We start from the raw sequence: 23,044 nt of genomic DNA on the forward strand, positions 1-23,044 counted from the left end.
GCCGGTCAGTCGCCTGACGGCTCGTCGAGACGCAGCGCCTCCCGCAGCACGGAGGCGCTGCGTCGGCCGTCGTGCAGCTCACGCACGAACGCGGGCCCCTGGGCCGCGAGCGCGCGCGCGGCGTCCCGGTCGGCCAGGACGGCACGCAGGGTGGACTCGAGCTGGTCCGCCGTGGCCTCCCGCACGGGCAGCTCCGGCCCGAGCGCCGCGACCGCGGAGCGGACCTGGGCGTCGACCTGGCTCACGACGAGCCGTCCCGCGGCCATGGCTTCGCACGCCGCGACGCCGTAGATGCCGAGCCGGAACTGGTCGAGCACGACGTCCGCACCGCGGTACAGGCCGCGGACCTCGTCGGCGGGCACCCCCGCGACCGCGCGGTAGGTGACGAGCTCGTCGGCCTCGAGCGCACGCACCGCGCGCTCGACGAGGTCCGTGCCCTTGAGCGCGCGGTTGCTCGGCGCGTGCACGACGAGCGGTGCGGTGCGGGCGAGCAGGGGCGCGTCGCTCGCCCACGCGTCGGCGTCGACGGCCACGGGGCACCACAGCGCCCCGGGCCAGCCGGGCAGCAGGTCGGGCGTCGAGACGAGCACGGGGCCGTCGAACGCGGCAGCGCGGCGACGGTTGCGCAGCGCGACCGCCTCGAGCGCACGCGTGCGGGCGTCGGGTGGTGCGAACGGCGAGTCGGGGTGCGTGGCGGCGTGCGCGCTCGGCACCCGGATGTCGGTGCCGTGCCACAGCAACGCGACGCGCACGCCGTGCGCCTGCAACGCTCGGGCCTCGGCCACCGGGTCGTAGCCGTGCAGCCGGCCGAACAACGGGCGGCCCGCCTCGATGACGACGGCCTCCACCGTCGCCACGACGTGCGCGAAGACCCGGCGCTGGTACGCACGCGACGCACGGTGCACCTGCGTCAGGGGTGCGCTGTGGTCGGCGCCGAAGCCGAACCGCGGGTCGGCGGAGAACGCCCAGCTCACCGCCGGCACGCCGGACCGGTCGAGCGCGGACGCCCACGCGAGGCCCTGACCGGCGAAGTTCGCGGGACCGATGAGCACACGGGCGGTGCGTCCCGAGCGCGGCGAGACGAGCGTCGGGACGTCGGCCGGATCGGCCGTCCAGGGCGTGCGCGCCCACTTCGCCGCGTCCAGCGCACGGTCGAGCGCGGGCGGCAGCCGGTGCCGTCGCGCGGCGAGCGTCCCCGCCGCGCCTGCGGCCAGCCCGCGCGCTCGTCGTGCCACGCCCACGGCGTCCTCCGCTCCTCAGCCCGCCCGGTCGCTGGCTCGTCGTCGCGCCCGTCGGTCGCGGGCCCGGCGACCATCCTCCCCGATCCTCGGGCACGGGACGGCGCCGTCGAACGACCCGTCCCGCCGCACCTCAGGTCGCGTAACCTCGTGGGCGGCCCGACCGCGCGCACCACGAGGGATGATGACCAGACCGCCGCACCTGCTCTACCTCGCGTGGGGCTTCCCGCCCTCGCGGGCCGGGGGCGTGTACCGCGCGCTCGCGACCGTCAACGCCTTCGCCGCTGCGGGCTGGGACGTCACGGTCGTCACCGCGTCGCGCGAGACGTTCGAGCGCTACACGGGCGCCGACGCGTCGCTCGAGGAGCGGGTCGACCCGCGTGTCGTCGTGCGGCGCATCCCGTTCGCCTGGCCCGCGCAGGACACCGACGTGCGCCGGTACGGCGCGCTGCGCGTCGCGCTCCCCCCGGTCTGGGCCCGCCTGCGACGCCTCGCCGACGAGCGGCCGTTCCCCGAGCCGTCCTACGGCCCGTGGCGCCGCCCGCTCGCGGCGGCCGCGCGCGCCGTGCACGACGACACGCCCGTGGACCTCACGCTCGCGACGGCCAACCCGCACGTGACCTTCGCGGCCGCGCACGACCTGTGGCGCGCCACGGGCGTGCCGTACGTCATGGACTACCGCGACGCCTGGACGCTCGACGTGTTCTCGGGCCGCACGACGACGCGCCCTCGCTCACGGGTCGCGCGCTGGCAGGCCACGCTCCTGGCCGACGCGCGCGAGGTCTGGTTCGTCAACCGCCCGCTGCGCGACTGGCACGCGGAGCGCTTCCCCGCCGTCGCCGAGCGCATGGTCGTCGTCGAGAACGGCTGGGACCCGGCGCTGCTCCCGCCGGTGCCGCCCGCCACGCCGCACGCGGGCGCGCTGCGGTTCGCCTACCTCGGGACGGTCACCCCCAAGGTGCCGCTCGCCGAGCTGCTCGAGGGCTGGCGCACGGCGATGTCCGACGGGCGACTCCCGGCCGGCTCGACGCTCACGCTCGGTGGTCACCTCGGCTACTTCGCGGTGCCGCAGGGACCGCTCGCCGAGATCCTCGCCGACGCCGCGAGCTACGGGGTCCGGTACGCCGGGCCGGTCGCCAAGGCGCAGGTCGCGGACTTCTACGCCGACGCCGACGTGCTCGTCCTCGCGCTCGGCACCGGCCGGTACGTGACGAGCGGGAAGGTCTACGAGTACGTCGCGACCAAGCGCCCGATCGTCGCGGTGCACGACCCGGCGAACGCGACGACCGACGTGCTCGCCGAGCACCCGCTCGTCGCCCGGGTCCGCGAGGTCACGCCCGACGAGGTCGCGCGAGCCCTCGCGGAGAGCGCCACGCTCGCGGCGCGGCAGGACGAGACCACGCACGCCGCGCTCGACGAGCTCGCCGACCGGCTGCGCCGCGACCGCCAGCTCGCGCCGCGCGTCGCCGCGCTGCGCCCCCGGGAGGACTCATGAGCAGCACGACGGTCCTCGTCGTCGCGGCGCGCCACGCGTCCGACGACGCGATCGAGGCGCACGCGGCCGCCCTGCGCGCTGCCGGTGCCGACGTGACGATCGTCGACCTGCGGCCGGCCGGGCTCGCCGCGCGCGGCGAGCGGTCCGCCCTGCGAGCGGTGCGGGAGACGACCGACTCGTGGGCCGCCGCGCGCCGGGTGACGCGCGCGCACCGACGCATGCTCGCCCAGGCCGAGCTCGTCGTCGCGGCCGACCGGGCCGCGGTCCCCGCGGTCTGGCGCGCGCGGCGCTGGAACCCGCGCGCCGACCTCGTCAACGGCGTGCCGGGCGCGTTGCAGCTCCTCGCTGCGCGCTGAGGCACCTCGCGCCGGGCACGCCCGCGCCAGGCGAGGGGGTCAGGCCCCGGCGTCCGCGCTCGCGGCGGGCTGCGGGACCAGGCGTGCGACCGCGTCCGCGAACGACGCGAGGTCCTCGCCCGCGACGTAGGAGTCGGCCGCGGCGAGCGCCGCAGTCCTCAGGCGCTCGAGCTCGGCGGGGTCAGCCGCCCACGCGCGCAACGCCTGTGCGGCCTGCCCCGTGTCGGCCACGACGACCCCGGCCCGCGTCTCGCGGACCACGGCCGCGCTGCGCGGCAGGTCGGTCGCGATGACCGCGAGCCCGCACGCGAGGTACTCGTAGAGCTTGGAGGGGATCGCGTCGCGGAACGCGGGCGTCGCGTCCAGCATGAGGAAGCCGACCCAGGCACCGCTCGCGAACGTCCACGCCTCACGCGGCGGCTGCCGCCCGTGCCAGCGCACCACGCCGGACAGCTCGGGCGACGCGAGCCGCTCGAGGAACTCCTCACGATCGGCCGGCGCGATGGGACCGACGAGGTCGAGCTCCCAGCCGCCCGCCGCCTCGATCGCGTCGAGCATCGCGAACAGGCCGCGGCTGCGCCGCAGGTCACCGATGTACACCGCGCGCGGCGTCGCGCCCGGCGGGGTCGGCGCGGGCAGCATCGACGTGTCCGCGAGGTTGCGCACGACGAGCCGGTGCGCGGCGTCGGGCATCAAGTGGTCGTCAGCCACGACGAGCAGGTCGGCGCGCCGCGCGGCACGTGAGCCGAGCCGCGCGGAGATCGCCGCGCCCCCGCCCCGCAGCCCGGACGCCCACGCCCGGTCCTTGAGCAGCAGCTCGTAGTCCTCGTGGACGTCCGTCACGAGCGCCGTGCGCCGTCCGACGACCCGGCGCAGTCGTTGCGCGACCCGCGCACCCGCCGCCGAGTCGGGGTCGAGCGCGACGACCACGTCACCGCTCGTGCGCAGAGGCAGCGTGAGCGCGTACCAGGCACGGCGCAGCGCGCCCCGGCGGGGCCACGTGCGCGTCGTCGCGCCGGGCGGGCCCGAGCTCGCAGCGCCGAGGCCCAGGACCTCCACCCGCAGACCGGCGCGCTGCAGCGCAGCGGCCTCGCGGTGCAGGCGCGCGTCGGCGACATCGTGACCGGAGGTCACGATGCTCACCTGCGGCCTCACCGCGCGGTCTCCATTCAGAGGTCTTCGAGGGTGAAGGCGTTCTCGCCGACCTCGAGGAAGCGCGTGTAGGCGTCGCCGCAGGCCTGCGGCGTGCCGCGCATCATGAGTCGGCCTTCGTGGATCCAGATCGCCTCGTTGCACAGCTCGCGGATCGACGCGAGCGAGTGGCTGACGAGGAACATGGCGCGCGCCGAGGACATGAGCTCGTCCATCTTCGCGGCGGCCTTGTTCTTGAACCGGGCGTCACCGGCGGACAGCGCCTCGTCGATGAGCAGGATGTCCGGCTCCATGTGCACCGAGACCGCGAACGCGAGGCGCTGGGCCATGCCCGCGGAGTAGGTGCGCAGCGGCAGGTCCATGAAGTCGCCGAGCTCGGCGAACTCCGCGATCTCCTCGGCTCGCTCCGCGACCTGCGCGCGCGTCAGGCCCTGCGCGAGTCCGCCGAGCATGACGTTCTCGCGACCCGAGAGCGCGCCGTTGAAGCCGACACCCAACGAGAGCAGGGAGCTGATCTCCCCGCGGACCTCGATGCGCCCGCTCGTCGGCGGCAGCACCCCGGCCAGCGCACGCATGAGCGTCGACTTGCCGGCGCCGTTCGCGCCGATGATGCCGAGCGCCGTGCCCTCCATGACGTCGAACGACAGGTTCTGCAGCGCGTGCACCTCGCGCACCGCTCGCTCGCCGCGGCCCAGGCGCACGATCGCGCTCTTGATCGTCGGGATCTTCTCGAACGTCGTGCGGTACGTGATCGACAGGTCCTGGACGCTCACCGCGGGCGGCGCGTCCGGGTCGACCGGGTACTTGCGCTCGATCCGCGGCTGAGCGACGGCGGGAGCCGGTGCAGGCTCGGGCGTCTCGGCGTCGGCCACCGGCGCATCCGCAGGAGGCTCGTCGCCGGGCTGAGCGGCGGCCGGCTGAGCGGCGACCGCCTGGCCCTCGGCGTCAGTGCCCTGAGCGGGCTGGTCGTCCACGACCTTGGCGTCGATCGCCTCGGTGTCCGTGGGCACAGCATCCCCCTGGTCGGCGGCAGCGGGCTGCACCTCGGGGTGCGCGTTCTCGTCGGACCGGCGGGAACCGCCCTGGGTCAGGTCCATGTCAGAGGCGGACAGCGAACTCACGCTCCCTCGACATGAAGAGCAGCGACCCGGCGACCGCGGCGACCACGGCCCAGATCGCACCGGCGAGCCACACCTTGGGCTCGGGGACCTCGTTGAGCAGGGCGAGCTGCGTCCACCCGCCGATCAGCGAGAACAGCGGGTTGCCGATGAGCATGAGGTGCGCGAATCGCTGTCCGTGGCCGCCCAGGTCGTCGATGGTCCACAGCACGGGCGACAGGTACAGCCAGATGCGCGTGAAGAACGGCAGGAAGCTCGACGTGTCCCGGAAGTAGACCTGCAAGGTGGCCATGATCGCCGCCAGGCCGAAGCTGAACACGGTGATCATCAGCAGGAACACGACCGAGAGGAGCATCTGCAACCCCCACGGCTCGTCCGTGAACGCCTTGATCACCAGGAAGACGGGGACCGTCGGCAGGAACCGGAAGAACGCCGTGCGCACGGCAGCCAGGGGCATGAGCAGGCGCGGGAACGCCATGTTCATAATGAGTCGCCCGCCGCCGGTCACAGAGGTCGCGCCCTGCTGGAGGCCACCGGCCACGAGCTGGAACACGAACAAGCCACAGACGATGTGCGCGAGGCGGTCCACGCCGCCGCCGTTCGAGCTCAGGATCGCGACGAGCAGGTAGTAGACGAGCGCCATGAGCAGCGGGTTCAGCACAAGCCAGAGCTGGCCGAAGACGGTCTGCGTGTGCGCGGCACGGATGCCCGACCGCGAGAACTCCGCGGCGAACGGGAGCCGGTGGCGCAGGTCGCTGAAGTACGGACCGAACTTGGGCAGGCCGGCGCGGTGGGGCTCGTAGACGCGAAGCTCTCCCCTACGCGGGCGCACGGCTTCCTGGGTGGGCATGGCTGGCTCAGTCCTCCGCCGGGTGACGGTCGATTCCCTCGCCCGCGGCGGATCGGGGCTGTCGGGACGCATTGGCCGGATCAGGATAGAGGACGCGAGCCTGCGTGCCGCCAGCCTCCGCCCCCACGCCGCGCAGGAACCCCGAGCCCCAGGCGACATGCATCGTCGCGATCGCGGCGGGCAGGCGCAGGCGGGCCGCGGGACTCATCCCCCGGCCCACGACGACCGACCCCGCGAGCACGCCGACGGCGTACGCAGCGGGAACGACGGCACCGGCGACGAGCCACGTCGGGCCGACGGTCGCGCCGACGAGCCCGAGGACGGCCCCGCCCGCGATGCCGACCACGGCCGCTGGGGGTGTGAGGTAGCGCACACCCGCGGTCTCCGGGTGGTGCCGCATGACCTGCCGGCGCCACTGCCCGCTGCGGAAGAACTGCCGGGCGAGCGAGCGCACGTCGCCGCGCGGCCGGTAGGTCACCGCCAGGCGCGGGTCGAACCACACGACGTCGCCGTTCTCCCGCAGCCGGTGGTTGAGCTCCCAGTCCTGCGCCCGCACGAAGTGCTCGTCGTACCCGCCGACGCGCTCGAGCGCGTCCCGGCGGAACACCCCGAGGTAGACGGTCGGCGCCGGTCCGGCCTGACCGCCCGTGTGGAACGACGCGGCGCCGATGCCGAGTCGGCTGCTCATCGCGCGCGCGACGGCCTCCTCGAACGGCGTGGTGCCCACGGGGACCATGAGCCCACCGACGTTGGCGGCGCCCGTCTCGAGCAGCGCCTCGACCGCCACGCGCACGTAGTCGCGCTCGATCTCGCTGTGCCCGTCGACGCGGACCAGCACGTCGTGCCGCGCCGCGGCGACCGCGATGTTCAACCCGGCCGGCGTCAGACCCGTGGGGTTGTCCAGGACGCGCACCCGGGCGTCGCCGGCAGCGAGATCGTCGGCGATCTCGCGCGTCCGGTCGTGGCTGGGGCCCACCGCGACGACGATCTCGAGCTCGCCCGGGTAGTCCTGGTCGAGCACCTGCTCGATCGCGGCCGTGAGGTGCCGTTCCTCCTCGCGGACCGTGAGGAACACCGAGACCGGAGGCAGGCTGCTGGTGCCGTCGGGCTCCGACGGGCTGGTCGAGGGGGACATCGCGGACCAGGCTAGCCCAGCCGACCACCCCGCCGGTCCTCGCCTGGGGACGAACGGCGCACGGACACCCGGACGGGTCGCGTGGGCCCGTGTGCGCGGATCTTCACGACCCCTCCACCGTGCCGTCGCACGAGTCCCCACGGCGACGACCGGACGCTCGTAGCGTCGGCCGCGTGCCGCTCACCGCCCAGCCCGCCGCCCCGACGAGCAGGCACGCGCGCGGTCGGCGCGAGCGACGCGCGCTGCGTGTGGTCGCGCTCACCGCGCTCGCCGCCATGACGTTCACGGGCACGGCCGCGCTCACGTTCGTCGTGCGGCTCGACGACAACATCCACCACCTCGACCTCGACCCGCTGCTCGGCCCGCGCCCCACGGCCGCGGCGCAGGCGCAGGACCCGGCAGAGGGCCGTGCGCTCACGCTGCTGCTGCTCGGGTCGGACTCGCGGGCCGGCAAGAACGGCACGATCGGCGGCACGGTGGCCGACAGCATGCGGTCCGACACGACGATCGTGCTGCACGTCTCCGCGGACCGCTCGCGCGTCGAGCTCGTCTCCATCCCGCGGGACTCGATGGTCGCGATCCCGCAGTGCACGACGACGAGCGGCGAGACGATCGCCGCGAGCGAGTACTCGAGGTTCAACAAGGCGTTCGCCCTCGGCTGGGACCACGGTCAGGACCTCGAGTCGGCCGCCGCGTGCGCGTGGCGCACGGTCGAGGCGACCACGGGGGTCCTCGTCGACGACTTCCTGCTCGTCGACTTCGTGGGGTTCCGCGACATGGTGGACGCGGTCGACGGGGTGTGGATCTGCGTCCCGCGCGACATGGACGACCGCAAGGCCAAGCTGCACGTCAAGGCCGGCTACCAGCGGTTCACAGGCCCGACCGCCCTGGCGTTCGCGCGCTCGCGCGGGTTCCAGGGCAACTACGGCATGGACACCGGGCGGATCGGCAACCAGCAGCGGCTGCTCGCCGCACTCGCCGACAAGGCGCTGTCGAGCGAGGTCCTGACGGACCTGCCCGCTCTGATGCGCCTGCTCGACGCGGTGACGCGCTCGCTCACCACCTCGATGAGCACGACCGACCTCGCGGGGCTCGCGCGCAGCCTGCGCGACGTCCGGACCGGCGACGTCACGTTCCTGACCATCCCCACGCTCCCGGACCCGCGTGACCCCGACAACACGCTCGTCTGGGCGGACGACGCCGCGACCGTGTGGGCCAACCTCGCGCGGGACGCACCCGCTCTGACCGGCACGGCGCAGGACCCGCAGACGCGTGACGAGCCCGGCACGAGTGCGACGTCCCGGCCGACCGGGCCAGCAGGCTCGTCGGGCACGGCGCGGCCCTCGCACGGGTCGACGAAGAAGGCGGGGCGTGAGGCGTTCACACTCGACGACGAGACCGCGTCGTGCTGACCCGCGGGCTCACCCGATGCGTGCCCGGCTGTCCGGATCGCCCGCTGACCTGCATCGATCTGCACAACTTCTCCACCGGGCTCCTCCTGTCGCTCCCTCGCTCGTCCAGCCCCCGTCCCTAGGATCGACGCCGTGCCTGTCCGCCACATGTCTGCCGAGCGCCCAGCCAACGCGCGCCACGCCCGCCACCACCGCAGCGGGCGGATCCTGCAGAGCGTCGCGCTGGTGACGGTCGCGATCCTCGCCTTCGGCGGGACCGCGGCCTACTCGGTGTACGCGCGGCTCAACGGCAACATCGACCACGTCGACGTCTCCGGCCTGCTCGGCCCGCGGCCGACGCAGACGCCCCAGGCGGGAGCCGACCCCAACGCCGGCAAGGCCGTCAACATCCTGCTGCTCGGCTCCGACTCCCGCGAGGGCGAGAACGGCGCGATCGGCGGCCGGGTCGCGGGCGGGATGCGCTCCGACACCGCGATCGTCATGCACATCTCGGCGGACCGGTCGCGCGTCGAGATGGTCTCGATCCCGCGTGACTCGCTCGTCGAGATCCCGACGTGCAAGACCACCAACGGCGACACGAGCTCCAGCGGCCGCGCGATGTTCAACGAGGCGTTCGCGCGCGGCTGGGACAAGGGTCTCGACCTCGCCTCAGCGGCCGCCTGCACGTGGCGCACGGTCGAGGCCACGACGGGCGTCACGATCCACGACTTCGTGCTCGTCGACTTCGCGGGCTTCCAGACGATGGTCGACGCGATCGGCGGGGTGGACATGTGCATCCCGACCGACATGGACGACAAGAAGGCCCGCCTGCACGTCGAGGCCGGCAACCGGCACCTCGACGGCAAGACCGCGCTGGCGTACGCCCGCTCGCGGCACAGCCAGGCGGGCGACGGCTCGGACATCGCGCGCATCGGCAACCAGCAGCGGCTGCTCGCCGCGATGGCGTCCCAGACGCTGTCGAAGAACGTCCTGACGGACTGGACGGACCTGCTCGGGCTGCTCAACGCCGCGACCAAGTCGGTCACGACGTCGATGTCGACATCCGACCTCGCCGGGCTCGCCTACAGCGCTCGCGGCATCCGCACTGGCAACATCACGTTCATGACGATCCCGTGGGGCGCGGCACCCGAGAACAAGAACCGGGTCGTGTGGACGTCCGAGGCGGACGTCATCTGGTCGAACATCGCCGGCGACATCCCGATGCTCCGAGGCACCGACGACGACCGCGGCACCCAGCCGACCAAGGAACCGACGAAGGCGGCGACCAAGGGCCCGACGGCGACCGCGGACCCGTCCAAGGAGCCCACCGCCAAGGCGACCCGCAAGGCCGGTCGCGAGTCCTTCACGCTCGACGACGACACCGGCAAGTGCTGAGCATGGCTCGCGACGAGCCCGGCACGCCGCCCAGCTTCACCCCCGGTGGCGGCGCGTCCCGCCCCGCCGCGCGTGACGCCGTGGCCGTGGGCCGCGACGAGGCCCGCGCACCGGGCAAGCCGGCCCGTCCGGCCGGCCAGCGCACGCCCGACTCGCCGGCAGCCGAGGCGCGCACGCAGCGCGCGGCAGCCCCCGGCGCGCCGCGCCGCACGTCGTCGCCCTCGTCGTCCCGGCAGCCCACGCCGCCGCGCGCAGGGGCGACCCCGCCGTCGTTCTCCCCGGGCAGCGCGCAGCCCGCCGTGGGCGGCTCCGCACGCTCTGGCACCGCACGCTCTGGCACCGCACCTTCTGACGCTGCACGTCCCGCCACCGCACGTCCTGCCGGTCGGCCGGCCGCGGGCGCGCGCTCGGCGAGCGGGCACCCCGCCACCGGTCGCGCGGCCGGCGCTCCCCCGTCCCGCCCCGGCACCGGTCGCGGCGGACCGACGGGTCAGGGCCCCCAGGCACCCGGTGGCGCACCCCGGCGCAGGCGGCGTCTGCGAGTCACCCTCGCGGTGGTCGCGCTGCTCCTGGTCCTGGCGCTCGCGTGGCCCATCGGGCTCGTGATGTGGGCGAACGGCAAGATCCAGCACACCGAGGCACTCTCGGGCGCCGACGGGACGCCGGGCACCACCTACCTCATCACCGGCTCGGACTCGCGCTCGGACGGCGGGGTCAAGGACGACGGCACCTCGGGCCAGCGCAGCGACACCATCCTGCTGCTGCACGTCCCCGAAAGCGGGCCGACGGCCCTCATCTCGCTCCCCCGCGACACCTACGTCGAGATCCCCGGCAAGGGTCCCGGCAAGATCAACGCGGCGTTCGCGTACGGCGGGGCACCGCTGCTGGTCGCGACGGTCGAGCAGCTCTCGGGCCTGACGGTGGACCATTACGCCGAGATCGGCATGGCCGGCGTCAAGCAGGTCGTCGACGCCGTCGGCGGTGTGCGTCTGTGCTACGACCACGACGTCGACGACCGCGACTCGAAGCTCAAGTGGAAGTCCGGCTGCCACACGGTGGGCGGCACGCGGGCCCTGCAGTTCGCGCGGATGCGCAAGTCCGACCCGCTGGGCGACATCGGCCGCGCCGAGCGGCAGCGCCAGCTCGTCAAGGCGGTCCTCGCGAACGTCGACCCGCGCCAGCTCGCGCTGCACCCGAGCCGACAGGTCGCACTCGTCGACGCCGCGACCGCGACGCTCACGGTTGACGAGTCGAGCGACATCATCGACCTGGGCCGGCTCGCGCTCGCCTTCCGCGCCGCCAACAGCGACGCCGGGATCACGGGGACCCCGCCGATCGCGAGCATGGACTACCGTCCGGGCGGCGTCGGGTCGACGGTCCTGCTGGACCCCGACGAGACGCCGACGTTCTTCCGTCAGATCCGCGACGGCAAGCTCGAGCCGGGCAAGGTCGGCGGGGTCTAGCTAGAGCTCGAGCTGTCCCAGCAGCCGTAGCTCGTCGGGCCTGACGCCCTCGCGCAGCGCGGCGACGGATACCGGCACCACCGAGCGCACGCCGTACGCCGTGACGATCGACAGCGTCCGGTCGGCCAGGTAGTCGCCGTAGGAGTCCTGCGGGTTCACCCGCGCGTACATCGCGCGCGGCATGACGGTCTCCACGGCGTACGAGCGCGAGCGGAACGGGCCGAGCTGACCCGAGTCCACCAGGAACAGCGGCCGGAAGCGGCCGGTCGTGAGCTGGACGCGCTCGATCGCGTCGGCGACCACCTCGGTGTCGCCCGGCTCGAGACCGAGCGCGACGACGAGCACGATCGGCCAGCGCCGCCCCTGGTGCGGCAGCAGCATGTGCCCGCCGCGGATGTCGACGCGCGGCTTGCCGTGCAGGTGGCGCGACCCGCCGGCCTCGATGCCGAGCAGGGCGCGGCCGGCCTCCTTGACGCGCGGCGCGCGCCTGCCGACGGCGACGACGAGGCGCCGCGTCGCGGGAAACGCGAGCAGGCGGCGGGCGGCGCGCTGGGCGCGGCGACCGGCGCTCATCGCTCGACCCCGATCAGGCGCTCGACGTGCCGGATGGCCTCGCCCGCACCGTTGGCCGGGTAGGCCGCGAGCGCCTTCGCGGAGGCCGCCGCGGACCACACGGGGTCGGTGACCCGGCGCAGCGCGTCTGCGGCGGACTGCGCGGTCACCTCGGCGACCGCGACGCTCCAGCCCTGCGCGTCGGCGTAGGTCGCGCGCGCCCCCTGGTCGTCGGTCGTCGTCGCGAGGTTCGGCACGACGACGGACGGCACACCGGCCATGAGCACCTCGTGGAAGCTGTTGTAGCCCGCCGCGACGACCGCGGCGTCGAACGCGCGCAGGTAGCGGGCGAGCGGGTAGACGGACAGCGGCTTCACGTGCTCGCGCATGGGCTCGCCGCGCCGCTGGATCGGCGGCTTGGTCGCGTAGGTCACCCAGCCGCCGGGCAGTGCCGCGGCGGCGTCCGCGAACAGGTCGAGGTCGGACGTGATGTCGTTGATGTTGCCGGCACCCAGGCTCAGCAGCAGCGCCGGCGCGTCGGGGTCCATGCCGAGCTCGGCGCGGGCCGTGGCCCGGTCGAGCAGGTCGTCCGCGTCGAGCAGGGTGATCGGGCCGACGTGCGTGCTGTCGCCACGGCCGACGAGCGGCCCGCGGTCGGCCGCCGCGGCCACCTCGCCGGGCTCGAGGACGAGGTCGAAGATCTCGCCGCGGGCGAGGAACTTGGTCGTCGTGCCCTCGCGCCACATGCCGCGACGCGACCAGACGAACGCGATGTCCGGGAACGCGGCGCGCGTGGACACCATGCCGACGTACGGCATGGTGCCGTCGAACACGACCGCACGCGGCCGGTACCGCCGCAGCACCTCGGCGAACCGCACCGGGAAGAGCTCGTTCCACTCCTCGACCGTGCAGCCCAGGTCCCCCCGCGACGGGCAGTACTCCCAGGGGTGCCCGTACTGCTCGACCACGCCGACCGCCTGCGAGAGCGAGAAGAACATCGGCTCGATCCGCTCGTCGGCGCGGTTCGCCATGGCCAGCAGGCGGGTGAGGTGACCCATCCCGGCGCCGTTGCTGCTGACGAACATGACACGTTCGCGGCCGACGGGGCGCTGCCGCGACACCACCGTGCGGGGCTCGCCCGAGGGCGGCCCGATGAGCGCGGCGAGGCGCGCGGCGTGCGACTCGTGGCCGTGCGTCGAGCGGACGAACTGCTGGCCCCGCGCGGACTGCGCGAGGTAGGCGTCCGGGTCGGCCGCGAGGCGCGCCACGAGTCCCTGCACGCCCTCGGGAGCGGTGTAGAGCGCCGCGTCGCCGAACACGGAGCGGAAGTGCTCGGGCAGGATCGCCACGGCACCGCTCGCGAGCGCCTCCATGATCGTGCGGCCGTACGCCTCGACGAGGTCGCTGCGGTGGAAGTAGACGAAGAAGTCGAGCCCGGCGACGAAGTCGCGCGGGTCGCGCGCACCGAACTCCTCGACGGACCAGGACGCGGGGACGTGGCCGATCACGTCGGCCACCGCGTCGGCGCCGCCGAGCACGCGCACGCGGACCGAGCCGTCGTCGGGGTAGGCGGCGAGCAGGTCGGCGGCGCGCTCGGGCCACTTGGCCGCCGACGAGCGCGAGTGCCGGCCGATGACCGGGACGGTGCCGGGGGCGACGCCCGTGCGCGGCACCGCCCACTCGTCGACGTCGAGCAGGTTGAGCCAGTCCGTGTCGGCGAGGTCGATCTGGTCGCGCACCGCCTCGAGCCCGGGCCGCACGGCGGGGCCGATCGGGTACCAGGTGGGCCGCACGCCGAGCCAGTCGGTCACGGCCCGGTCCGTGACAGCCACGTCGTAGTGCTGGACCCGCGCCGCGTCGACGCGCACGTGGTTGGCCAGCACGAGGGCACGGTCCGCGGTCACCGGCAGGTTCGCGGGCACGGCGTCGAACACGGTCGCGTTGCGCAGCACCGCGAGCGTCGCGTGCACGGGCGTCCCGGCGACGACGAGGTCGGCGAGGCCGTCGTCGAGGCAGCGGCGCAGGCGCGGCTCGATGCCCAGACCCCGGTTGGCCAGGCTGCTCGGCACGTGCAGGAGAGCGGTGCGGTAACCCGCCGCGGCCTGCGCGCGCAGCTCCTCGGCCATGCTGGCCGTGGTGCCGCCGGGCAGGCGCAGGTCGGACGCCAGAAGGACGTCGTAGTGCTGGGCTGTGCTCACGACGTCCTCTCGTCGGGTCGAGGTCGCCGACGCGGCGCCCTCCGTGTGCCCGCTGATTGTACGGTGGGCTGGCCTGCGCAGATTTGCCGCCCACGGGGCTGGGTACGGACAATCGCTGCGTACCCGCCCATCCGAGGAGGACCTCCTGTGACGCTGCCATCCGGCGACGGGACAGCGCCCGTCGAGCTCTCGAGCACCGGGGCGACGATGACCGGCGACCTGTACCTGCGGACGCCGCCGACGAAGCACGCGGGAGGCCAGAGCACGCGGTCGAGCAGGCTCGTGCTGGAGTCGTACACGCGCTCCAACACCGCGAACAACCGCTCGGGCGACGTCATGGAGCTGCGCTGGCGGCACCCCGCCGCGAAGGCGTTCATCGGCTGGTGGGACTACACCGACCCGGACAACCCCGTCATGAAGGCGTGGATGGGCGCGCACGACGAGGCGAACGACGGCGGCCGGCCGCACCGCCACTTCTCCATCGAGGTGGCCAACGCCGCGGGGCTCATGAAGACGCGGCTCGCGATCCCGTACGGCGAGGACCACGTCAACATCGCGACGTCGAGCGCCGACTTCACGGTGCATCGCGGCACGCTGCGCGTGGCGCGTTCGCGCCTCGAGTTCGCGGTCGACCGGGCCGGGGCGCCCGCGGACCAGCGTTGGTCCGTCGAGATGACCAACGCGCCGACGAACGACCTCGTCGTCTCGGCGCACGCCGACGAGACGGGCGAGCCCCGCCGGGTGCTGCGGATCAGCCGCCGCACGGCCGAGGTGCGGTTCGAGGGCGACGCGCGCTTCGCGGCGGGCCGCGGTCCGGTGCTCAAGGACAAGGTGTCCGGTGACCTGCATCGGCTGTCCGTCGTGCGCGGCAAGCTCAGGCTGGAGAAGATCTAGTGGACGTCGACGCCAACGTGGTGATCACCCACCTCACGCAGAAGCTCGCCCAGCAGGAGGTCGAGCTCGCGATGCTGCGGGCCGCGCTCGACGAGGCGCTCGACCGGGCCGAGGCGGCCGAGGCGCGCCTCGCCGAGCAGGGACCGCACGCGTGACGGTCCCGACCCACCCGCCCGACGAGGACGTCTACCCCCGGGACTTCACGCTCCTGGACTCCCTCGACCAGCTCGCGCCGGGCTCGCGCGCCGTCGAGGCCCACGCGCTGCGCACGCGCTCGCGCTCGATGCGCGCCGTCCTGGCGCACCGCGCGACGCGCGGCCGGCTCCGCTACGAGGACCTGGTGCGCCGCCTGCGCACCGCCCCGGGCGCGCTGCCCGACGACCTCAGCCCCGGCGGCCTCGTCGCGCTCGCGCGCGTGCTCGCGCTGCAGACCGGCGAGCCGTACGACATGGAGACCGCGCGCCTGCTGTTCGCCCAGGTCCCCGCGGGCCGCCTCAAGCCCGCCGACCGGCTCTTCTACGCCCGCCTCCTGGAGACGCTCGGCGACGCCGCGGCCGCGTCCGAGCAGCTCGCCCTGATCCCGGCGAGCACCCCCGGACGCCAGTACCTCGAGCTCGACCTCGCCAACCCCTTCACCGGCGGCGTGCACGCGGACGCCGCGAGGTGGCAGGCGGGCTGGGCTGAGCTGTTCACGCGCTACGGGCTCGAGGTCCCGGTCGTCGGGCCGGGCGACGACGAGCCGCTCGACCGCCTGGTGGTCGACGCTCCCCCGGCGATCACCGACGGCCCCCTCGTCACGATCACCGTCACCACCTGGCGCCCGGGCCCCAAGCTGCTGGGGGCGCTGCGCTCGCTGGCCGACCAGTCCTGGCGCAACCTCGAGATCCTCGTGGTCGACGACTGCTCGGGCCCGGAGTACGAGGACGTGCTCGTGCGGGCCGAGTCGCTCGACCCGCGCATCCGGGTGCTGCGGCAGCCGGTCAACGGCGGCACGTACCTCGCGCGCAACGCCGCGCTCGCGGTCGCGAACGGCGAGCTCGTGACCGGGAACGACGACGACGACTGGTCCCACCCGCGGCGCATCGAGCATCAGGTCCGCGCGTTCCTCGACGACCCGACGGTCACGGCGACACGCGTCCTGGCGTACATGGTCACCGCCGACCTCGAGATCGACCGCATCGGCCAGCCCGTCTCGGGCCGCCATGCGGCCACGTACATGGCGCGTCGGGACACCCTGCGGCGCTGCGGCGGGTTCGTCCAGGCGCGCAAGGGTGCTGACACCGAGCTGATGCGACGGGTCGAGGCGTTCACCGGGCAGCCGGTGCGCGACATCAACGTGCCCCTGGCGCTGTACCGGCTCGACATCGCCTCGCTCTCGCGCGGCGAGTTCGGGCCGGGCTGGCACCACCCCGCGCGCGCGGCGTTCTGGGCGTCCGCGGCCCGCGCCCACGAGGTCATGGTGCGCGACGGTCTCGACCCCGCCGAGGCCGGCCGGGCCGTCGTCGTGCCCCGTCGGTACGAGCCCGTCAGGATCCGTCCCGACCGCTACGACGTCGCGATCGCCGCGGACTGGCGCGCCAGCGACGCCGAGCGTCACCCCGTGCTCGACGAGGTCGACGCGTTGCTCGGCGCCGGCCTGCGCGTGGGGCTCGTGCACCTGCCGGACAACCGCTACCCCGTGCGGCGGCGCCTCGAGATGCACCCGACGGTGCAGGACCTCATCAACGCGCGCACCGTGGATCGTCTGCTGCTGGACGAGGACGACGTCGAGGTCGGCACGCTCGTCGTCGCCGAGGCGGGGCTCCTGCAGCTCCCGCCCGCCGAGACCTCGCTGATGACCGTGCACCGCGTCCTCGTGCTGGCGGACCAGGAGCCCGTCGACCCGGCGCACCACGTGGCGGCCTACTCGGTGCGCGACTGCACGCGCAACGCCGAGCGCATCGTCGGCCGCACGCCCGTGTGGGTGCCGCGCGACGCGCTCGTGCGCTGCTCGCTCGAGGCGCAGTCGTGGCCCGGCCTGCAGCTCGCGCCGCACGACGTCCCGATGCTCGCCGACCCGACGCGCTTCGCGGTCCCGCGTGCGCTGCCGCGCTCGTCGACCCCGGTCGTCGGTCAGCGAGCCGACGACCGTCGGGACTGGCCAGCGGAGGACGACGAGGTCCGGCGGCTCTACCCCGCGGACGGCTCGATCGACGTGCGCCTGCTCGGCTCGCCCCAGCGCGTGCGCGCCATGCTCGGGCGACGCTCCGTGCCGCCCGGGTGGCTCGTCTACGTGCGCGACGACCTGTCCGCACGCGAGTACCTCGGTCAGCTCGAGTTCTTCGTCGACCAGTCGGGGCCGCTGACGCGCATGCGCACGACCCACGCCGCCGCGCTCGCGTCGGGGGCGGTGCTCGTCGTGCCGGAGGTCTACCGGCCGGTCTATGGCGACGCGGCGGTGTACGCCGCGACGCTCGAGGTCACCGACGTGGTGCGCGGCCTGCACGCCGACCCGCAGGCGTGGCTGCTGCAGTCCCGACGCGGTCAGGCGTTCGCGCGCGAGCGGTTCTCGGTCGAGTCGTTCCTCGCGGCGCTGCGGCCGCTGCTCGACTCGAGCGTGGTGGCCGGGACGGTCGGTCAGCCGGCCTGACGCGTCGCGTCGCGGATCTCTGCGACCTCGGCCAGCAGCTCGGCGCGCTCGTCGGCCGAGCGCAGCCGCTCGGACTCGAGCGCGGCGACCACCCGGCGCTCGATCGCCTCGAGCCGGTGCACGAGGTTGTTCCCGGTGCGCTCCACACCGTCGGAGTCGAGGCTCTCGTCGTCGAGGAAGGCGCCCAGGCGCCCGGCGATCGCGTGCTGACGCTCCGCGGCCAGGCGCTGCATGTGCTGAGAGTCACGCGTGCGGTGCCACACGTCGACGGCGACGACCGCCACGAGCGTGACCAGCAGCGCGACCAGGGCGAGCGCCGCCTCCTCCTGCCCGACGAGGGCGAGCACGGCCGCGACGACCCCGAGCACCCCGGCCGCCGCGATGGGAAGGAGGGCCTTGACTCGTGCTCGCACCGTACTGTTCCTCTCGTCATGGGACGCGGCCCGCCGCAGGTCCGGCCGCCCGCGTCGAGGCTACCCGCCCGCGGGGCACCGGCCCGCGCCACGTAGAATGCCGCGGTCACCCGAACGAGGAGCTGCATGACCGCCACGTCGACCGCCCACGTCGAGCCCCTGACCCCGCAGGGGTCCGAGGTGACGCCGGGCAAGCACCGCTCGACCGCGTTCCGGCCCGACATCGAGGGTCTGCGCGCCGTGGCGATCGGCCTGGTGCTGATCTACCACGCAGGCGTGGACTGGGTCCCCGGCGGCTTCGTCGGCGTCGACGTGTTCTTCGTGATCTCCGGGTTCCTCATCACCTCGCTCCTGGTGCGCGAGATCGAGCGCACCGGCAAGGTCGCCCTCGCCCAGTTCTACGCGCGCCGCGCCAGGCGCCTGCTGCCCGCCGCGGCGCTCGTGCTCGTCGCGGCCGCGGTCCTGACCTGGTGGCTGCTGCCCCTGACCCAGCGACGCGTGTTCGGGCTCGACATCGTCTCGGCCGCGTTCTACGTCGTGAACTGGCGCCTGGCCGACAGGTCCGTCGACTACCTGGCCGAGGACGTCGCCGCCTCTCCCGTGCAGCACTTCTGGTCGCTCGCGGTCGAGGAGCAGTTCTACATCGTCTGGCCGCTGCTGATCATCGTCGGCCTGCTCGTGGCCCGCCGGTTCCGCCTCCCGCTGCGCCCCACGCTCGGCGTCGCGCTCGGGCTCGTCGTCGTGCCCACCCTCGGCTGGTCGATCCACCAGACCGCCACCTCGCCCACGACCGCGTTCTTCGTGACGACCACGCGCCTGTGGGAGCTCGGGATCGGCGCGGCCGTCGCGGTCGCCTCGTTGTGGTGGAAGACGCTGTCCCGCCGCGTCGCGGCCGCGCTCGGGGTGCTCGGCGCGCTCGGGCTGGCCTACTCCGGCTTCCTGATCGACGCAGGCGACCCGTGGCCGGGTTCGCTCGCGCTCGTCCCGGTGCTGTCCACGGCGGCCTTGATCGTGGCGGGCGTGAGCGCCGCCGACACGGGCGTGAGCCGTGTGCTCGCCTGGCGCCCGTTCGTCTGGGTCGGCGGGATCTCCTACTCGCTGTACCTGTGGCACTGGCTGTTCGTCGTCGGCGGCACCGCCTACTACGGCGAGCTCGGCGCCAAGCGCGGGCTCGTGCTCGTCGCGCTGTCGTTCATCCCCGCGTGGCTCTCGCACCGGTTCGTCGAGAACCCCGTGCGCTTCTCCCCCCGCCTGACGCGCTCCAACGGGCTGTCCTTGTCACTGGGCGGGAACCTGTCGCTCGCCGCCGCGATCGCCGGCCTGGTGCTCTGCCTTCCGCTCGTGACCACGAACCCGGGCCCGAGCGCGAGCACGGACCCGACGAAGCCGTTCGGCGCGGCCGCGATCCTCGCGGACCCCGCAGGCGCCAAGGAGCTGTGGAAGGTCGACACCGCCGCGTCGATCACCCCCAGCCCCGACCAGGCCACCGCGGACGTCCCGGACGCCTACGACAAGGGCTGCCAGGTCTCGCAGGACTCGAGCACGCCCGTCGAGTGCGTCTACGGGGACGAGAACGGCACCGAGACCGTCGCCCTCGTCGGCGACTCCAAGGCGCTGCAGTGGATCACCGCGCTCGACGCCATCGGCAAGGACCGCGGCTGGCGGATCATCACGCACACGAAGTCGGCGTGCGCGTTCACCGCGGCCGACGTCCTCAAGGACGGCAAGCCGTACGACGCGTGCAACGAGTGGAACGACGCGGTGACCTCGATCCTGCTCGAGGAGAAGCCCTCGCTCGTCGTCACCTCCCAGAACGCCTCCAAGGCCGCGCCCGCCGGTTCGGGCAGCAGCTCGGGCACGTCGGACGGGATGCTGTCCGGGCTCGAGGAGCGCTGGACGCAGCTGCAGGACGCCGGCATCACGGTGGCCGCGCTGACGAACAACGCCTCGCCCGGCGACGAGGTCTACGAGTGCGTCGCGCAGCACCCGGACCAGCTCTCGACCTGCGCGTTCGAGGCCGCCTACCCGACGGGTAAGGTCCAGCGGGCCGCCGCGGAGTCCGTCGGCGCGGCCGTGCTCGACCTCTCGGACGTGATCTGCCCGGGCGGGATGTGCCCGGCCGTGATCGGTGACGTCCTGGTCTACCGGCAGGGCTCGCACCTGACCCAGACCTACGTCTCGACCCTGACGGGGACGCTCGACGCGCGGCTCGTGGAGGCGGTCGCGGCGACGCCCGCCGCCGCGCTGGTCGCCGGCTGAAGGAACCGGGGACCAGGCTCATGGCAGTAGATTCGCCACGTCCCGGAACTGCTCCGGGGCGATCGTTGCAGGGGGACGTCGTGAGCGAGGCCGGGTTCGACCGAGCAATCCTCGAGGACTACGCCGTGATCGCCCGCCGCCGCGGGCCGGCGGCGCTGGCCCGGACCGCGATGCGCACGCGGTCGCGCGCGCTGCGCGAGCTGCTGGCCTACGTCGCGAGCGAGGGCGAGCTGGACTACCGCGCGCTCGCCGACGGGCAGGAGCCCTCGGACTGGCGCTACATCTGGCTCGGTGCGCTGGCGAGGACCGTCGCGCTGCAAGAGCTCGACGACGACGACGCGACGGTGGCCGTCGCGCTGCTGCGGCGCACGCTGAAGAAGGCGCCGCGCGAGCGCAAACCCGCCTACGTCGACCTGCTCGCCGCTCTCCTGTTCGACGCGGGCGACTACGCGGGGGCCGCGGACGCGCTGGCGTCGTACCCGATGTCCGAGGGCCACGCACGCGCCCTGCGGACCGACCTCGCCAACCCGTACGTCGGTTCGCCCTTCGCCGACGAGCACGCCTGGCGCGAGCTCTTCGACAGCTACTTCACCGAAGGCGAGATCCCCGCTCCGGCCATCCGCCCCGGCGCCCCGACACCGTTCGACGGCCTGGCTCTCGACGTGCCCGCGGTCGACGGCACGCAGCCGCTCGTGTCCGTCATCATGACGACCTTCCAGCCCGACGCGGTGACGCTGCGGACGAGCGTCGAGTCGATCCTGCGGCAGAGCTGGCGCAACCTTGAGCTGGTCATCGTCGACGACTGCTCGCCTGGCGACGGCTGGTCCGTCGTCGAGAGCATCGCCGCGCTCGACGACCGCATCCGCGCGGTCCGGATGCCGCAGAACGGTGGCACGTACGTCGCGCGCAACGCCGCGCTCGACCTGGTGCGCGGCGAGTTCCTCACCGGTCAGGACGACGACGACTGGTCGCACCCGCAGCGGATCGCGCTCCAGATGCAGCCGATGCTGGACGACCCGACGCTCGCGGCGTCGCAGAGCAAGTGCCTGCGCCTGCAGGAGAACTTCAGGCTCCAGAAGCCCGAGTACGACCCGTCGCGCCTCAACGAGTCCTCGATCCTCCTCCGTCGCACCGTCGCCGAGCGGCTCGGCTACTACGCCGCGTCGCGCAGAGGTGCCGACAGCGAGTACCGCCACCGTCTGATCGCCATGACCGGCGAACCGGTGCACCTCGTCGAGAAGCACCTCTCGCTCGTCCGCTGGCGGGGCTCGTCCCTCTCCCGGACGGACTTCAAGCCCAACTGGCGGCACCCCTCGCGACACGAGTGGATCGGCGAGTTCCGGCACTGGCACGCGACGGCCACACCCGACGAGCTGCGCCTCGGCCGCGACCAGACCGACGAGCGGCTCGCCCTGCCCGAGCGCTTCGCGGTGAACCCCCGTGCGCGCGAGCTCGACGTCGTGATCGCCGGCGACTGGCGGGCGTACGGCGGCCCGCAGAGGTCGATGATCGAGGAGATCATGGCGCTCACGGCCGCGGGGCGCGCAGTCGGGGTCATGCACCTCGAGGCCGCCCGGTTCATGACCGCGCGGGACATGCCGCTGTGCGGGCCGGTCCGTGACCTGATCCACCGTCAGGTGGTCGCCCGGGTGCTCGAGACCGACGAGGATCACGCGAGGCTGCTCTCGTTGCGCTACCCCCCGATCCTGCAGTTCCCGCCGGTGGACCCGGTGGCTCTTCGGGCCGACCGCGTGATCCTCATGGCGAACCAGGCGCCGTCCGAGCGTGACGGGAGCGACATCCGGTATCGCGTCGCGGACGTCACGCGGCACGCGCGCCTCATGTTCGGTCGCGAGCCCCTGTGGGTCCCGCAGGGTCCGACGGTGCGCCAGGCGATCGAGGGCGACGTCGAACCCGGTCAGCTCGCCGACTTCGACCTTCCCGGCACGCTGGACCTGCCCGAGTGGGAGACGGAGCGCAGCACGTTCCGCTCCACCCGACCCGTCGTCGGCCGGCACTCGCGCGACGACCTCATGAAGTGGCCGGTCGACAGCCGCGCGCTCAAGGCCGCGTACCCGTTCGACGGCGAGGTCGAGGTCCGCGTCATGGGAGGCACGCGCGCCGTGCAGGAGATCCTCGGGGCGCCCGCGCCGACGTCCTGGCTCACGTTCGCGGCCGACGAGCTCCCGGTCCGGACGTTCCTCAACTCGATCGACTTCTTCGTCTACCACCAGCACCCGCAGGCGTACGACGCCTTCGGCCGTGCGGTGCTCGAGGCGCTCGCCACCGGCTGCGTCGCGATCCTGCCGAAGGTCATGCAGGCGACCTTCGGCGACGCAGCCCTCTACGCGACGCCCGAGCAGACGATGCCGCTCGTCCGCCGGTACTACGCCGACCCGGCTCGCTACCGTGCGCAGTCGGCGCTGGCGGTGCGACGGGTGCGCGAGCGGTTCAGCCGCGAGAGCTACGCGGCGCAGGTCGCCGCGCTGCTCGGCGAGTCCTGACG

At 73.9% G+C, this 23,044-nt stretch carries 18 protein-coding genes; 10 read left to right on the forward strand and 8 right to left on the reverse strand.

Annotation, left to right across the window (positions count from 1 at the left end):
- Positions 1–5: 5 nt before the first annotated feature.
- Entirely contained in the window at positions 6–1,235 is a 1,230-nt protein-coding gene (locus tag CGE01nite_RS03845; protein WP_141369091.1) for a hypothetical protein, read from the reverse strand.
- Positions 1,236–1,422: 187 nt separating this feature from the next.
- On the opposite strand from CGE01nite_RS03845, the gene CGE01nite_RS03850 reads away from it, so the two are divergent.
- Together CGE01nite_RS03850 and CGE01nite_RS03855 are read left to right on the forward strand one after the other, a co-directional pair.
- Complete coding sequence (locus CGE01nite_RS03850) at positions 1,423–2,733, forward strand: glycosyltransferase family protein (protein ID WP_229747393.1); 1,311 nt, start codon at positions 1,423–1,425, stop codon at positions 2,731–2,733.
- The gene (locus CGE01nite_RS03855; protein ID WP_141369093.1) at positions 2,730–3,089 is read left to right on the forward strand and encodes a hypothetical protein; all 360 of its coding nucleotides are present in this window, start codon (positions 2,730–2,732) and stop codon (positions 3,087–3,089) included. Before CGE01nite_RS03850 ends, CGE01nite_RS03855 begins: the two co-directional genes overlap by 4 nt.
- Before the next feature lie 39 nt (positions 3,090–3,128).
- On the opposite strand, the gene CGE01nite_RS03860 is transcribed toward CGE01nite_RS03855, so the two are convergent.
- Genes CGE01nite_RS03860 through CGE01nite_RS03875 form a run of 4 tightly spaced genes read right to left on the reverse strand, consistent with a single transcriptional unit; the run spans position 3,129 to position 7,344 of the window.
- A complete protein-coding gene (locus CGE01nite_RS03860) occupies positions 3,129–4,223 on the reverse strand; it encodes a glycosyltransferase (protein WP_229747392.1) in 1,095 nt (364 codons plus the stop codon).
- A 35-nt stretch (positions 4,224–4,258) separates the two neighbouring features.
- Positions 4,259–5,362 (reverse strand): ABC transporter ATP-binding protein, encoded by a 1,104-nt coding sequence (locus tag CGE01nite_RS03865; protein WP_229747391.1) that lies wholly within the window; start codon positions 5,360–5,362, stop codon positions 4,259–4,261.
- On the reverse strand, positions 5,340–6,209 hold the full coding sequence (locus CGE01nite_RS03870) for an ABC transporter permease (protein WP_141369097.1): 870 nt from the start codon (positions 6,207–6,209) through the stop codon (positions 5,340–5,342). The genes CGE01nite_RS03865 and CGE01nite_RS03870 overlap by 23 nt, the downstream gene beginning before the upstream one ends.
- A gap of 7 nt (positions 6,210–6,216) precedes the next feature.
- Positions 6,217–7,344 carry a glycosyltransferase family 2 protein gene (locus CGE01nite_RS03875; RefSeq protein ID WP_141369099.1) on the reverse strand — a complete coding sequence of 376 codons (1,128 nt, stop codon included), beginning with the start codon at positions 7,342–7,344 and terminating at the stop codon, positions 6,217–6,219.
- 173 nt (positions 7,345–7,517) lie between these two features.
- Here CGE01nite_RS03875 and CGE01nite_RS03880 point away from each other — a divergent pair, with 173 nt between their 5' ends.
- From CGE01nite_RS03880 to CGE01nite_RS03890, 3 genes are all read left to right on the forward strand, one after another.
- Positions 7,518–8,756 carry an LCP family protein gene (locus CGE01nite_RS03880; protein WP_255318470.1) on the forward strand — a complete coding sequence of 413 codons (1,239 nt, stop codon included), beginning with the start codon at positions 7,518–7,520 and terminating at the stop codon, positions 8,754–8,756.
- A 132-nt stretch (positions 8,757–8,888) separates the two neighbouring features.
- A complete protein-coding gene (locus tag CGE01nite_RS03885; RefSeq protein WP_229747390.1) occupies positions 8,889–10,130 on the forward strand; it encodes an LCP family protein in 1,242 nt (413 codons plus the stop codon).
- A gap of 554 nt (positions 10,131–10,684) precedes the next feature.
- Positions 10,685–11,593, forward strand: a complete 909-nt coding sequence (locus CGE01nite_RS03890; protein WP_229747389.1) for an LCP family protein — start codon at positions 10,685–10,687, stop codon at positions 11,591–11,593.
- On the opposite strand, the gene CGE01nite_RS03895 is transcribed toward CGE01nite_RS03890, so the two are convergent.
- Complete coding sequence (locus CGE01nite_RS03895) at positions 11,594–12,166, reverse strand: hypothetical protein (RefSeq protein ID WP_141369101.1); 573 nt, start codon at positions 12,164–12,166, stop codon at positions 11,594–11,596.
- Positions 12,163–14,343: a glycosyltransferase family protein gene (locus CGE01nite_RS03900; RefSeq protein WP_141369103.1), complete on the reverse strand. Its 2,181-nt coding sequence runs from the start codon at positions 14,341–14,343 to the stop codon at positions 12,163–12,165. Before CGE01nite_RS03900 ends, CGE01nite_RS03895 begins: the two co-directional genes overlap by 4 nt.
- Positions 14,344–14,490: 147 nt before the next feature.
- Between CGE01nite_RS03900 and CGE01nite_RS03905 the strand changes: the two genes are divergently transcribed.
- Genes CGE01nite_RS03905 through CGE01nite_RS03910 form a run of 3 tightly spaced genes read left to right on the forward strand, consistent with a single transcriptional unit; the run spans position 14,491 to position 17,866 of the window.
- Positions 14,491–15,237: a hypothetical protein gene (locus tag CGE01nite_RS03905; RefSeq protein ID WP_141369105.1), complete on the forward strand. Its 747-nt coding sequence runs from the start codon at positions 14,491–14,493 to the stop codon at positions 15,235–15,237.
- Entirely contained in the window at positions 15,237–15,392 is a 156-nt protein-coding gene (locus CGE01nite_RS16890; RefSeq protein WP_156186690.1) for a hypothetical protein, read from the forward strand. The genes CGE01nite_RS03905 and CGE01nite_RS16890 overlap by 1 nt, the downstream gene beginning before the upstream one ends.
- On the forward strand, positions 15,389–17,866 hold the full coding sequence (locus CGE01nite_RS03910) for a glycosyltransferase family A protein (RefSeq protein WP_141369107.1): 2,478 nt from the start codon (positions 15,389–15,391) through the stop codon (positions 17,864–17,866). Before CGE01nite_RS16890 ends, CGE01nite_RS03910 begins: the two co-directional genes overlap by 4 nt.
- On the opposite strand, the gene CGE01nite_RS16895 is transcribed toward CGE01nite_RS03910, so the two are convergent.
- The gene (locus tag CGE01nite_RS16895) at positions 17,854–18,279 is read right to left on the reverse strand and encodes a hypothetical protein (RefSeq protein WP_048344267.1); all 426 of its coding nucleotides are present in this window, start codon (positions 18,277–18,279) and stop codon (positions 17,854–17,856) included. The genes CGE01nite_RS03910 and CGE01nite_RS16895 overlap by 13 nt on opposite strands.
- A 126-nt stretch (positions 18,280–18,405) precedes the next feature.
- Here CGE01nite_RS16895 and CGE01nite_RS03915 point away from each other — a divergent pair, with 126 nt between their 5' ends.
- Both CGE01nite_RS03915 and CGE01nite_RS03920 read left to right on the forward strand, forming a co-directional pair.
- Entirely contained in the window at positions 18,406–20,538 is a 2,133-nt protein-coding gene (locus tag CGE01nite_RS03915; protein ID WP_141369110.1) for an acyltransferase family protein, read from the forward strand.
- Positions 20,539–20,618: 80 nt separating this feature from the next.
- A complete protein-coding gene (locus CGE01nite_RS03920; protein WP_170210888.1) occupies positions 20,619–23,042 on the forward strand; it encodes a glycosyltransferase in 2,424 nt (807 codons plus the stop codon).
- Positions 23,043–23,044 lie beyond the last annotated feature (2 nt).

Origin of the sequence: Cellulomonas gelida (assembly GCF_006538725.1) — a bacterium.
Classification (GTDB): Bacteria; Actinomycetota; Actinomycetes; order Actinomycetales; family Cellulomonadaceae; genus Cellulomonas; species Cellulomonas gelida.

Bases quoted from the DNA above. Each gene is read 5' to 3' on its own strand.
- CGE01nite_RS03855 (WP_141369093.1), top strand. From the start codon at position 2,730: ATGAGCAGCACGACGGTCCTCGTCGTCGCGGCGCGCCACGCGTCCGAC.
- CGE01nite_RS03875 (WP_141369099.1), bottom strand. From the start codon at position 7,344: ATGTCCCCCTCGACCAGCCCGTCGGAGCCCGACGGCACCAGCAGCCTG.
- CGE01nite_RS03850 (WP_229747393.1), top strand. From the start codon at position 1,423: ATGACCAGACCGCCGCACCTGCTCTACCTCGCGTGGGGCTTCCCGCCC.
- CGE01nite_RS03870 (WP_141369097.1), bottom strand. From the start codon at position 6,209: ATGCCCACCCAGGAAGCCGTGCGCCCGCGTAGGGGAGAGCTTCGCGTC.
- CGE01nite_RS03915 (WP_141369110.1), top strand. From the start codon at position 18,406: ATGACCGCCACGTCGACCGCCCACGTCGAGCCCCTGACCCCGCAGGGG.
- CGE01nite_RS03895 (WP_141369101.1), bottom strand. From the start codon at position 12,166: ATGAGCGCCGGTCGCCGCGCCCAGCGCGCCGCCCGCCGCCTGCTCGCG.